Genomic DNA, 12150 nt, shown 5'->3' with positions numbered 1-12150 from the left:
GCGACGCTGCCGCTCACAGATGCCGGTAGACATCCTCCGGCGTCAACTCGCAGGCGAGCATGAGCACCTGCAGGTGATAGAGGAGCTGACTGATCTCCTCCGCCGTCTTCTCGCGGCCCTCGTATTCGGCGGCCATCCACACCTCGGCGGCCTCCTCGACGATCTTCTTGCCGATCGTATGCACGCCCGCGTCCAGGGCGCGGACGGTCCCCGAGCCGGCCGGGCGGGTGCGTGCCCGCTCGGCCAGCTCGGCATACAGCGCGTCGAAGGTCTTCACGCGCGCCAGGGTAGGCCTGCGCGGCGTCAGCGGGCGGCCGCGTCCGCCAGCACGTCCGGGGCGGGCACCCGCTTGGCCTCATTGGTCGCCTTGACCCACTGGCTGAAGCCGTAGAGGACGAAGAGGCCGTAAAAGGTGTACATGACGGCCGTCGGGACGTAGTCGGTCGCGAAGCCGAGCGGCACACCGACCAGGTCGACGCCGATCCACGCGAGCCAGAACTCGTTCCAGCCCCGCGCCATCGCATAGGTGGCGACGAAGGACCCGACGAAGATCCAGGCGTCGCACCAGTAGTACCACCACTGCGGTTGCCAGTAGGGGTTCGGGGCGGCGTTCCACAGGGCGACGAAGACCTGGTGAACGACGACGGTCCCGAGCAACCAGCCGGCGATAACGATGGCGCGCTCGCGCGTGGTCATCCACCGCGGTGTGATCGCCGGCGCATCGCCGCCACCCGCGCGCTTCTGCAGCTGCGACCAACGCCACCAGCCATAGATGCTCGTGACGATGAAGAAGATCTGTCGCCCGGCCTGGCCGAAAAGCGGAATCCGCTCTCCCGCACCGAGAGTCGCGCCGATATAGACGAAGAAGAGCATGATGTTGGCGGTGATACCGACGGGCCAGGCCCACACCCGCCGCTTCATGCCGAACCACGCCGAGACGACGCCGATGAGGACGCCGATCAGTTCGAGCCAGTGGAGTTGATATTTCCCGATCGGCATCGCGGCGTTGATGAGCCGCTGAAAGACATTCTCATCGGCCGCTGCGGCCATGAGTAGTGATGACATCTGGTGTTCGTCCTTTGAGTCGTTGTGTCACTTCGGACGAACTCCGGGGGACGTGCACCTCGGGCGGACGAGCGTTCCGCGCAGGGGCGCGGACGGCATACGGCCGTCGGTACGTGCTGCCTCCCATCCGGACTTTCACCGTCGGTCCCGGAGTTTCACCGGATCAACCGCACACTGGCTGTGTACGGGTCGTGGACTGTCACCACCGGTTCGGAATTACACCGACCCCGGAGCACGTGCCCCCAGTATGCCTCGCCCCCGCCGCTCGCTCGCGTCAGGTGTGCGTGGCGTCCGCCACGCGAGATTGCCGTATGCCGTTGCCTCCCGCCCATCGGTACACCCCCTCCGCGGGGGCTGGGTCGAGCGTGTTAGGTGTGAGTGGGCTTTCTCAGAAAGGGTGGGTGTGGACGGGCAGGCGGATTTCGAGGCCTTCGTGCGGGCCCGGTGGCCGGTGCTGCTGCGCACGGCGTATCTGCTGACCGCCGATCCGCATCTTGCCGACGACCTGCTCCAGGACACCCTGGTCAAGGTGGCCTCGCGGTGGGAGGCGATCATCCGCGGCGGGCCACCCGAGGCGTATGTGAAGCGCGCCCTGGTCACCGGGTCCATCGACGGCTGGCGGCGGCGGGGTCGGGAGCCACGGCCGATGCCCGATGTGGTTCTGGCGCAATCGATTCCGCCGGCCGGGCCGATCGATGTGAGTGACCGCGTCGATGTCGGCGCCGCGCTCGCGCAGCTGACGACCCGCCAACGAGCGTATGTCGTGCTGCGCTATGTCGATGACCTCACCGAGGTCGAGACTGCCCGCCTGCTCGGGGTCTCGGTGGGGACGGTGAAGTCGCAATCCCGTGACGCCCTGGCCCGCTTGCGCACGCTGCTCACACCCAGCGATTTCGGCGTCCCGGCCGGACGCACCACGACCGAGACCAAGCCCTTCCCGGGAGGTCCTTGATGACTGTCGACCTGCGCGATCTGCTTGTGCACCAGGCTGATTCGGCTCTGAGCGCGACCCCGTCCGAGCCGCCGGGCGACCTGTGGTCGCAGGGGCGGCGTCGCCGAACCCGGCGCCGGCTGACGGTCACGGCGGCATCCGTGGCCGCGATAGCCGCGGTGGGCGGCGGCGTGGCCCGGCTCACGGCATACGAGCGCGGCCCGGCGCCGCCCGCGACCTCGATCGAGCACACCGACGCCCGCGCTCTCGGCTACCCCGAGCGGATTACCGGCATCGACGATGGCAACGCGGCACCCGGACCGGTGTCGGGGATTGCCTGGGCACCGGTCCCGACCTCAGCTGGCGGCGAGCCGAACCGGACCGGCACGTATGCGGTGCTCCCCAGCGGCCGGATGCAGTGGCTCGCGGGAATCGGCGACACGGCCCGGGCGGTGCGCGTGTCGCCGAACGGCCGCTTTGCGGCGGATACCGACGGTGAGTCCTATCAGCTTCTCGATCTGGCGACGGGCCGTCCCGTCGACCTCGGCCATCCCGCTACCCAGCGACCGGACCTCGAGACCCAGATGGTGTGGAGCCCGGACTCGCGGTGGGTCTACCTCCCGTTGACCGGGGAGCCTCGGGACGGTTTTGCTATGGCGCTTGCGGGCGTGGTCGTGGACACCGACGGTCATAGCTTTGGCATTCCGCGCGGAAATGTCACCCTCGTCGGGTTCGTAAGGCAGCGCCTCTTGGGTGTCGGGTACCTCTCGGATCGACGGAACTACGCCCTGCAGATCTACGATCCCACCTGGCTCGGGGGCGGCTGGCAGGACACCGGCGTGACGCTGGAGTCGACCGGCACGCGCCCTGGACCCGAGTTCGTCATCGGCAGCGCATCGCTGTCCCCGGACGGCACGCGGCTCGCTCTCCGGTCCGCGCCCACTGCGCCCGGCAATCCCACGGACGTACGCATTTTCGACGTGGCGAACGGAGCACTGATTCCGGACGTGAACGCGCCGACAGCGGACTCGCACATCCCCGAGATCCCCGTGCAAGCGGACGACAATTGCCCCCTGGCCTGGCAGCAAAACCGCCTGCTCGTCCCGTGGAAGAGCGACCGGACACTCGCCACGTCGACAACGCTGGCGGGCGTCGCCGGCGATCCGGTGGTCGTCGCCAACCCCGCACTCGACCTGACCTGCGTGGACTGGGCGGATGACGCGCTGGCGGGCGAACGGCATACGGCCTTCTATGGGGTACAGGACACCTGGATCTCGTGGCACCCGCGCACCGTGCTGCCCCTCCTCGGCGGAACACTGGGTCTTCTGGGCTGGCTGGCGGCACAAAACAGGCTGCGCCGCAGGCGACCCCGTGATCTGCTGTCCGTATGACGATCCCCACCGCCGACGACTGGCGCGCCCTCGCGCGGTCGGCACCGTGGCTGTGGCAGTCCGTCGAGTTCGAGCTCGACTGGCCGACCCTCCACTGGCCGAAGAAGAGTGGGCCGGCACTGCATGCGCGGCTGCGACGGCCGTCCGACGTTCGAGTGACCCGTGTCGAGCGACCTGGCGAAAACCTCGCGGATCGCGCGCGACCAGCGGGACACGACTTCGGCCCCCAGCCACCGGACCGGCCGGCAACCCTTCGCCCCGATGGCCTGGTCCTCACTCGCACCAGCGGCACCGACGGCGACGACCACGGCCTCTACTTCCACAACTACTACTGGCTGGCGATGCTCGACCCCTACGAACTCGCCGACGGCCACGAGTGGGTGCCCGACGACCCGGCCGATCCCGACGGCCCTGGCCGTCTTGTCACCGTGCCCGGCGCCGACGTTGAGGAAGTGGCGACGACCGAACGGTATGGCCGCGAGACGTGGTGGGCGCGATTGCGGCCCACCACGGCATACGAGCCGCGGTGCTCGTGTTGCGCCCTGCTCTATGGCGAGATCGCCGAGCGGCAGGATTATGGCGGCGAGCTCCGAGCGCGCGACGAGGACCCGGGCTATGCGTACTCCACGCAATGGCTGGTCGGCCTCGACCGGGCGACTGGCCTGCCGGTGAGCGTCGAAGCCCTCGACGGGAGAGCGCCCGGGCATACGATGCGGATTCTCGCCCACGCCTAGCTCGCGCGGAACTGGCCGCGACGAACTGCCGTCATAACGGAATGACAAACCAGCACGCATTGCCCGCAACCGACACCGCCGCCCGTATGCCGGTGCGGCCCGATCGTCGCATCCTGTTGCGTACGTTGATAATCGGCAGCCTTACCGGCTTTGCCGCCACCGCCTGCGGCTCGGACGGTGCCACCGTGCTCAAGACCGCAGGGGCCACCAAGGGCGCAATCTCCGGGGGTAGCGTCGTCAAGGCCGAGGTTGCCCTGGCTCAGCCGCCGGCTGGGTCGGCGGCAAAGGGGGCCGAGGCGGTCCGCGCCTTTACCGCCGCGTTGACGTCCAGATTGCTGACCGACAAGACCGGGAACCTGGTGTGCTCGCCCTTCTCGGTCGCGCTTGCTCTTGGTATGACGGCCAACGGGGCGGTGGGTGCGACGCAGCAGGAGATGCTCAACACTCTGGACTTCGACAGTGTCGAGGGCCTCGACGCCGGCTTGGCCGCCGTCGTCCGACTGGCCGAGAGCAGGGCCGGCAAACGGACCGATGCGACGGGCACGTCATACGAGATCGCCCTGGACAGCGCGAACTCGCTATGGCCGCAACGTGGTTCGGAGTTTCAGAAGCCCTTCCTCGATGCCGTGGCGAAGTGGTTCGGTGCGGGCTTGCACACCGTGGACTACAAGGCCGATGCCGAGGCCGCGAGGACCGAGATCAATGGGTGGACCAGCGAGCAGACGCACGCGAAGATCCCGGAACTCATCCCCCACGGCGTGCTCTCCCCCGCAACCCGGCTGGTCCTGGTGAACGCGGTCTATTTCAAGGCGCCATGGCATGTGCCCTTCACGCCAGCGCTGACGGCGCTCGGACCCTTCACCGGCGATAAGGGTGATGCTCGGCAGGTGCCGATGATGCACAACGGTTTCTCCGCTCCCTATGCCCACGGCAGCGGTTGGGAGTCGGTGACCCTGCATTTCGCCGGCCGGGAGTTGGCGATGACGTTGGTGCGCACCGAGGACCCGGGCGTTTCCGCGCAGCGCGCGTGGCTGACCGCGGACAAGCTCAGGTCTGCACTGACTGCCACCGACCAGCCGGCCGTTCAACTCACGCTGCCGAAATGGAACTTCCGGACCCCGTCACCGCTCACGGCGATCCTGCCCGCGATGGGTATGCCGTTGGCCTTCGACGCGGACAAGGCGGACTTCTCGGCGATGACTACCCAGGAGCGGCTCTACATTTCCGCGGTCATCCATGAGGCCTTCATCGCGGTCGACGAGAACGGTGCCGAAGCCGCAGCCGCCACGGCCGTGATCATGGACGCCGCCGGAGCGCCGGCGGAGCCGAAGGCGCTGACCTTCGACCGGCCCTTCCTCTTCGTGATCCACGAGGTGGAATCCGCCACTCCGCTCTTCATCGGCCGCGTCGCCGAACCCTCGGCCTAGACCGGCGAACGGCCGGCCCGTGGCGAGATCCAATCCGGCCGGTTCTTGCCGCCGCTCAGGCGGCAAGCAGTCGGGTGAGGTGTGCTTCGAGTGGGCTGATCTCGCCCTCGTTCGACGCGGCCGGGGTGCGTATGGTCGCGTCGCGACCTGGCGCGGCAACGGCGTTGTCGGGCAGGGACTTCCAGTCGTCGGTGAGGCCGAGGTGGTCGCTCGGATAGCTGGTGTGGGCGGCCGACCGGGTCGGTCCAGGTCACGGTCAGGTCGGGATGGATCGCGACCGTCCAGCCGGGTGACTGCTTGAGCCGGTGGTGTCGCCGGCACAGGGCTATCAGGTTCGCTGGACTGGTGGGCCCGTCGGGCCAGGGGATGACGTGGTCGAGGTCGCAGAACCGGGAACTGATCGCGCAGCCGGGGAAGCGGCATTGCCGGTCGCGGAACCGGACGAGCCAGGCCATGGGTTCGGGGATCCGGTAGCGCGGGTAGCTGTCGTTGCCGGTGACGGTGCGGGTCGTGGCGCGGGTGAATCCTTTGGCGATGGCGCCGTCGAGGATGGCGCTGGTGGCGGGGTGGCAGCGAACCGGGGCGTCGAGCCCCGGCGCCCGAAAGAGCAATCGCGCCACACCGAGCCCGTGACATCCAGCCCCCGGAAAGACGCGTAGTCGAGCCGGCACCGCTCGAACCGGAATGGCGCGCTCAACGTGCCCGTATGCCCGATCGCGAAGTTCACCCCCAGCAACCGGCTCTCGTTGAACGCACACTCCGCGAACCGCGAGTCGGTCATATCCGCGCGGCTCAGGTCCACCCCGGTGAAGGTGCATTTCGTGAAGGTGCAGCCCACCAGCTGCGCACCCACGAGCACATTCCCCGCGAATGTGCAGTCGTCGAAATCGACGCCGCGCAGCACCTCACCCTCGTCCAGTCCGCCCGTCAGTCGCGTCGACGAGACGTATGCCGTATCCCCGACTTCCGCTCGGAGAGAGGGCTTTTCGACGTGCCCGGGTGAGTGACCAGCCGGGGGCGCGTGAGCGGGCATACGGGAATGGCTCAGTGGGCGTGCTCGGCGGCCAACACACGGAGCCGCTCGATATTTGCCGCCGCGTCATCGGCGTTATAGACCGCGGTCCCGGCCACGAAGACATCTGCACCAGCCTCCGCGCACTGCTCGATCGTCGCCGCCGAGACTCCCCCGTCGACCTGGATCCACACCTCGCCGCCATGGCGGCGCACCGAATCGCGAACGGCGCGCACCTTCGGCAATTGATCGGCCATGAAACTCTGCCCGCCGAAGCCCGGCTCGACCGTCATCACCAGCACCATGTCAAGGTCGGGCAGCAACTCCTCGTAGGGCGCCCACTGCGTCGCCGGCTTCAATGCCATCGACGCGCGCGCACCCTCGGCCCGCAGCGTGCGAGCGAGCATCCGCGGATCGCGCGCCGCCTCGATGTGGAAGGTGACCGACTTGGCGCCCAGTTCAGCATAGACCGGCGCCCAGCGGTCCGGATCCTCGATCATCAGGTGAGCGTCGATGGGGACCGGGCTGACCTGGACCAGGCGCTCGACGACCGGCAGCCCCAGCGTCAGGTTGGGGACGAAGTGTCCGTCCATGACATCGACATGCGCCCAGTCCGCGGTGGCGATCCGCGCGAGTTCGGCCTGCAGGTTGGCGAAGTCGGCGGACAGGATGCTCGGCGAGATCAACACGGCCACAAGCCTAGCGAGGGCGCCGGACCCGCGGACGCTCTCGTTTCCGCGGGGACGGCGCCCTCGTTGCGGTCAAGTCAAGCAGTGGGGTGCTTGCGCAGCAAAGCGAGGAACATTCCGTCCGTATCGTGGCGGTGCGGCCAGAGCTGGACGCCCGGCCCCTGCCCGAGGGTGCCGGCCCATTCGGGCGCCACCTCCTCGACGATCGAGCGGGCATCGAGTTGCTCGATGTCCGGTCGCTTCTTGAGCACGTCGCTGACGACAAAGCTCGTCTCCGCCAGATGCGGACTGCACGTGGCATAGGCGACCACGCCCCCCGGGGCAACAGCGTCCAGCGCGCTGATGAGCAGTTGGCGTTGCAGCCCACCCAGCGTCGCCAGATCGCTCGGTGAGCGCCGCCAGCGCGCCTCCGGCCGCCGCCGCAGCGCCCCCAGCCCAGTGCACGGCGCATCCACCAGCACCCGCACGTATGCCGCGGGGTCGTCTGCGCCGATCTCGCGCCCGTCCCCGACCCGCACGGTGACCTGCGGGCCGTCGGCCGGAGCGGACTCCATGAGCGGCCGCAAGGTCTGGCGGACCAGATCGGCGCGGTGCGGCGCGATTTCGTTGGCGACCAGGTCCGCTCCGTCGGCTCGCGCCAACGCGGCGAGCAGCCCGGCCTTGCCGCCGGGACCAGCGCACATGTCGAGCCAGCGCACCCGCGTTACCGGTCCGCCGGCCGGCCCCGCCAGCACTGGTGCGGCCGCGAGGGCGAGTGCGACGACCTGCGACCCGGCATCCTGGACGGCTGCCCGGCCATCGCGCACGGCCGCGATCCCGCCAGGGTCGCCGCCGGTCAGTTGCCAGGCCGTGGCCACTACCGGATGCGCTAGCGCGCCGGCCGCCACGAGCTCGGCGGGCTCGACCAGTCCCGGGCGCGCGGCAATGGTGACTTCGGCGGGCCGGTTGTCGGCCGCGAGCAGGGCGGCGAGCCCCTCCTCGACGTTGTCCGCGGTGGCGCTGCCATGACCGAGCAGTGCCTGCCGCAGTGCGCGGACGATCCACTCGGGATGGGAGGTGGTGATCGCCAGGCGGTCCAGCGGCTCGGCATTCGATGGCACGATCCGTGTCAGCCAGGTGTCGAGGTCCGCCTCGGTGACCCGGCGCATGACGGCGTTGACGAGTCCGGCCGCGCCGGCGCCGTTGACCTGACGGGCCAGGGCGACGCTCTCGTCGGCGGCGGCGTGCGGGGGCACGCGCATCGCGAGGACCTGGTGGATGCCGAGGCGCAGGGAGTCGAGCACGCCCCCGTCAATCCGCTCCACCGGCCGATCGGCAGCGATGGCGATGATCCGGTCGTAGATCCCGTGCAGCCGGGTCGTGCCATAGGTCAACTCGGTCGCGAAGGCCGCGTCTCGCCCGCGCAGGCGCCGCCGGCGCAACTCCGCGGGGAGTTCGAGGTTGGCATACCCACCGCCGGCAACGGCGCGCAGGACGGTGTAGGCCGCCAACCGGGCGGGATCCGCCGTCCGCCCGCGCTCGGCCGGCCGCTGCGCGGACCGAGCCTTCGGTGCGCGGTGGGTCGACCGGTCGTCCGGACGGCGGGGTCGGTCGCTGCTGGGCACGGCGCAACCCTACGTCTGGGCCGGAGGTCGACGGCCAGGCCCGCGCAAAGGTCGACGGGCTGCGCCGCCGTCGCCATGTCGAGCAGTGGTCGGCGGTCCAAACCGCCGGCCCAGGCACGCATGGCCGGCCTGGGCACGCAGATCGTGGGACCGTACGCGGCCCGCGCAGTGCAGGACGGCACCAGCGTGTCGGGCGACACTCCGCCTACATACTCGGTATACAGTGGTCGCGACGGCCAGACTGACGGCCGACGATGGAGGGGCCATGACGACCACGAGCGAGCCGCTAAGGCTGCGCGAGTCGCAGGAACGCGACCAACAACGGCGCACGCCCGGCGGCTCCCACGACCGCGGGGCCGGCGGGACCCACGGTCGACCTCGGCGCAACCGGGAGCGGCGCCGGGCCATGGCGACGACGGCGATCATCGCCATCCCCCTAGGCGTGATGACCGCGATCGGCGCGACCGTGATCAATGGCTACCACGAGCACACCCAGGCACCGGCGGCCGGCGAGAATACTGCTGCCTCCGCTCCCGCCGACGTGGCCCCCACCGGGGCCGACGCCGAACTGCTCGATCACGCACCGACGGGCAATGACGTCGGCACCGAGGGTCTCGATGCCCAACTGACCCGCGCCATCACCCGGGCCCGCGACGCCGCGGCCAAGGAGGGCGTGACGATCAATATCGTTTCCGGCTACCGCACGGCCGCGACCCAGCAACGGCTCTACGACGCGGCGATCAAGAAGTACGGCTCTGCCGCCGAGGCGAGCAAATGGGTTCTCCCGCCTGGAGATTCGGCGCATGTCGAGGGCAAGGCGGTCGACGTGGGTCCCTATGCCGCCGCGTCGTGGCTGCAGAAGAATGGCGTGCAATTCGGGTTGTGCCGCCGCTATGCCAATGAGTACTGGCACTTCGAGGTGCTCGCTCCGGCCAAGGGCCAGAAATGCCCTGCGCTGGAGGCCAATGCCGCGGTGAACGCGACCCGCTGAGGCGACGCGTCAACCCAGGCGCTCGCCGTCCCCGATGCGCACCCCGCGGGCCCAGTCCGCGGCCGCCATCGGCTTCTTGCCGAGCGGTTGCACCTCGCCGAGCACCACCGGCGACGTCGCCGTGCCGACCTCGACGCGCGCCTTGCTCACGCGCAGCTCCCCCGGCTTCAGGGGCCCGGATGCCGTCTGTTCACCGCGCGGAGTCTCGCCCGGCACGAGCGGCAACAGCTTCAGCCGTTCACCCCGGAAGGTGGTCCACGCACCGGGCGCGGGGGTGCAGCCGCGGATCAGTCGGTCGGTCGCAAACGCCGGCCGTTCCCAGTGCACTTCGGCGTCGGCCACCTCGATCTTGGGGGCCAGGGTGATCCCCTCGCCGGGCTGCGGCACCGGTTCCAGCGCACCGGCAGCTATCCCGTCCAGGGTGGCCAGCAGCAGGCCCGCGCCGGCGCTGGCGAGCCGGGCCAGCAGCGCCCCGGAGGTGTCGTCGGGCCGAATCTCTTCGGTCAAGGTCCCATAGACCGGACCGGTGTCCATTCCCGCCTCCAGGCGGAAGGTGCTTGCTCCGGTGATCTCGTCGCCGGCGATGATCGCGTGCTGAACGGGGGCCGCGCCCCGCCACGCGGGCAGCAACGAGAAGTGCAGGTTGACCCACCCGTGCAGCGGAACGGCCAACGCCGCCGGCGGGATGAGGTTGCCATATGCCACCACCGGAGCGATGTCCGGCGCGGCAGCCGCCAGCCGCTCCAGGAACTCGGGGTCGCGGGCGGAGGCGGGCGTCCATACGTCCAGGCCCAACTCCTGGGCTCGCACCTTGACCGGGGACGGGGCGAGCACCCGGCCGCGCCCAGCGCGGGCATCCGGCCTGGTGATGACGGCGACCACCTCGTGCTCGGAAGCGGCGATCGCCGCCAACGCGGGCACCGCGACCTCGGGGGTACCGGCGAAGATCAGGCGCACCGCGCTCACATCCCCAGCCCGAAGGTGCTGTGCGGCGAGACCTTCACCACCGGCTGCTGATCTCCGGTCCAGTCGGCGGCTCGGATAATGCGCATGGCTTCGCGGCGCGTGGCCGGGTCCAGCCGGTCGATGAAGAGGATGCCGTCAAGGTGGTCGGTTTCGTGCTGGATAGCGCGGGAAAGCAACTCGGTCCCGACGATCTCGACGGGCTCGCCGTGCATATTCCAGCCGCGGGCGACGACATCCAGGGCCCGCCGGGTGTCGAAGCGCAACTCGGGGAAGGACAGGCACCCTTCGGGCCCGAACTGCTCATCCGTGCCGAGCCGCAGGTCCGGGTTGATCAGATGCCCGAGCTCACCGTCGACGTGATAGGTGAAGACCCGCAGGCTTACGCCGATCTGCGGGGCAGCCAACCCGGCTCCGGGAGCCTCCAGCATGGTCTCGGTCAGGTCCGCCACCAGCGTGCGCAACTCCTTGTCGAAGTCGACGACCTCGTCGGCGCGGGTGCGGAGCACGGGATCGCCGAAGAGGCGGATGGGATGGACGGGCATCGCGCCAGTGTACGAAGCCGCCCGACGCGAACGAGTAGTGCAGCCCGGACGTCACGCGGATCACCTCGCCGGGTTTCCGGAACCGGTGCCTACGCTGCCTACGCTGGCCGTATGCCTGCACCCACGCCTAGCCCGCTTCGTCACCTCTGCGGCGGCGTGCGTGGCTGACAAGGCGCCCTGCGAACTGCGGGACGGGACGCCGGCGTGGATCTTCCCGTTGTTGCCCACCGATCGCGAGCAACTTGCGGCCGAGTTCGAGGAACTCTCACCGGACTCGGTGCGCCGGCGCTTTCTGCGACCCGTTGTGCACCTGACCGAGGAGATGCTGCGGCACCTGGTCGACGACGTCGACGGCATTGATCACGTCGCGCTCGTCCTCGCCGTGGACGTCGACCACGATCTCGTGCCCGTCGCCATCGCCCGGATCGTGCGGTATGCCGATCAGCCCGAGAGCGCCGACCTGGCCGTCACCGTCAAGGACGACTGGCAAGACCTGGGCTGCGCGAGCCTGTTGCTGCGCGAATTGATCGCGCGGCGGCCTGTCGGCGTGACCCGGATCGTCACCGAGGTCCTCATCGACAATCCCGCGTCACTGGCTATGCTGCGCCGGCTCGGGCCTACCCAGACCCAGCCAGCCGAGGGCGGGGTCTACGACGTGGTCGTCGACCTCAGCGGCAGCGAGCGCCTCGCGGGCGATGCCGACGAGCCCATCGCGCCCTTGTTACGACCGGAGCACCGCGAGCGTCGCCGGCTGCTGCAGACCCGTGACCTGGTCTGCCCGTGGTTCGCCTGAGCTCT

The 12150-nt window shown here is 69.6% G+C and carries 13 protein-coding genes and 1 riboswitch; of the genes, 6 read left to right on the top strand and 7 right to left on the bottom strand.

All coding sequences use genetic code 11. The features are described from left to right. Positions 1-13 precede the first annotated feature (13 nt). Together ABD209_RS09505 and pnuC are read right to left on the bottom strand one after the other, a co-directional pair. Positions 14-277, bottom strand: a complete 264-nt coding sequence (locus ABD209_RS09505) for a phosphoribosyl-ATP diphosphatase (protein ID WP_344065275.1) — start codon at positions 275-277, stop codon at positions 14-16. Between the two features lie 26 nt (positions 278-303). Further along, the gene (gene pnuC / locus ABD209_RS09500) at positions 304-1065 is read right to left on the bottom strand and encodes a nicotinamide riboside transporter PnuC (RefSeq protein WP_344065272.1); all 762 of its coding nucleotides are present in this window, start codon (positions 1063-1065) and stop codon (positions 304-306) included. 109 nt (positions 1066-1174) lie between these two features. Beyond that, a riboswitch (FMN riboswitch) is annotated at positions 1175-1305 on the bottom strand. 163 nt (positions 1306-1468) lie between these two features. Here pnuC and ABD209_RS09495 point away from each other — a divergent pair. The 4 genes from ABD209_RS09495 to ABD209_RS09480 are packed head-to-tail and all read left to right on the top strand — an operon-like array spanning position 1469 to position 5548. After that, complete coding sequence (locus ABD209_RS09495) at positions 1469-2017, top strand: SigE family RNA polymerase sigma factor (RefSeq protein ID WP_324386723.1); 549 nt, start codon at positions 1469-1471, stop codon at positions 2015-2017. Then, positions 2017-3387: a hypothetical protein gene (locus ABD209_RS09490; protein WP_344065268.1), complete on the top strand. Its 1371-nt coding sequence runs from the start codon at positions 2017-2019 to the stop codon at positions 3385-3387. Before ABD209_RS09495 ends, ABD209_RS09490 begins: the two co-directional genes overlap by 1 nt. Further along, positions 3384-4121 (top strand): hypothetical protein, encoded by a 738-nt coding sequence (locus ABD209_RS09485; protein ID WP_324388315.1) that lies wholly within the window; start codon positions 3384-3386, stop codon positions 4119-4121. Before ABD209_RS09490 ends, ABD209_RS09485 begins: the two co-directional genes overlap by 4 nt. Positions 4122-4162: 41 nt before the next feature. Then, a complete protein-coding gene (locus ABD209_RS09480; RefSeq protein ID WP_344065265.1) occupies positions 4163-5548 on the top strand; it encodes a serpin family protein in 1386 nt (461 codons plus the stop codon). A 328-nt stretch (positions 5549-5876) separates the two neighbouring features. Here ABD209_RS09480 and ABD209_RS19815 read toward each other — a convergent pair whose 3' ends face one another. From ABD209_RS19815 to ABD209_RS09470, 3 genes are all read right to left on the bottom strand, one after another. Next, positions 5877-6581, bottom strand: coding sequence for a pentapeptide repeat-containing protein (locus tag ABD209_RS19815; protein ID WP_425564631.1), 705 nt, complete (start codon positions 6579-6581; stop codon positions 5877-5879). Positions 6582-6592: 11 nt separating this feature from the next. Continuing rightward, a complete protein-coding gene (gene rpe / locus ABD209_RS09475) occupies positions 6593-7249 on the bottom strand; it encodes a ribulose-phosphate 3-epimerase (protein WP_324388640.1) in 657 nt (218 codons plus the stop codon). Positions 7250-7326: 77 nt separating this feature from the next. Next, positions 7327-8853 (bottom strand): RsmB/NOP family class I SAM-dependent RNA methyltransferase, encoded by a 1527-nt coding sequence (locus tag ABD209_RS09470; RefSeq protein ID WP_344065261.1) that lies wholly within the window; start codon positions 8851-8853, stop codon positions 7327-7329. A 265-nt stretch (positions 8854-9118) separates the two neighbouring features. Here ABD209_RS09470 and ABD209_RS09465 point away from each other — a divergent pair, with 265 nt between their 5' ends. Next, positions 9119-9844, top strand: coding sequence for a M15 family metallopeptidase (locus ABD209_RS09465; RefSeq protein WP_324386014.1), 726 nt, complete (start codon positions 9119-9121; stop codon positions 9842-9844). Between the two features lie 9 nt (positions 9845-9853). Here the strand turns inward: ABD209_RS09465 and fmt are convergent, their stop codons facing one another. After that, entirely contained in the window at positions 9854-10801 is a 948-nt protein-coding gene (gene fmt / locus ABD209_RS09460; protein WP_344065422.1) for a methionyl-tRNA formyltransferase, read from the bottom strand. 5 nt (positions 10802-10806) lie between these two features. Beyond that, positions 10807-11352, bottom strand: a complete 546-nt coding sequence (gene def / locus ABD209_RS09455) for a peptide deformylase (protein ID WP_324386015.1) — start codon at positions 11350-11352, stop codon at positions 10807-10809. Between the two features lie 85 nt (positions 11353-11437). Here def and ABD209_RS09450 point away from each other — a divergent pair, with 85 nt between their 5' ends. Continuing rightward, the gene (locus ABD209_RS09450) at positions 11438-12145 is read left to right on the top strand and encodes a GNAT family N-acetyltransferase (protein ID WP_344065257.1); all 708 of its coding nucleotides are present in this window, start codon (positions 11438-11440) and stop codon (positions 12143-12145) included. Positions 12146-12150: the final 5 nt, after the last annotated feature.

It is taken from the genome of Nostocoides vanveenii (assembly GCF_039531165.1).
Classification (GTDB): Bacteria; Actinomycetota; Actinomycetes; order Actinomycetales; family Dermatophilaceae; genus Nostocoides_A; species Nostocoides_A vanveenii.
The sequence above is the reverse complement of the archived record's forward strand: the minus strand, read 5'-3'. Positions and strand labels throughout refer to the sequence as shown.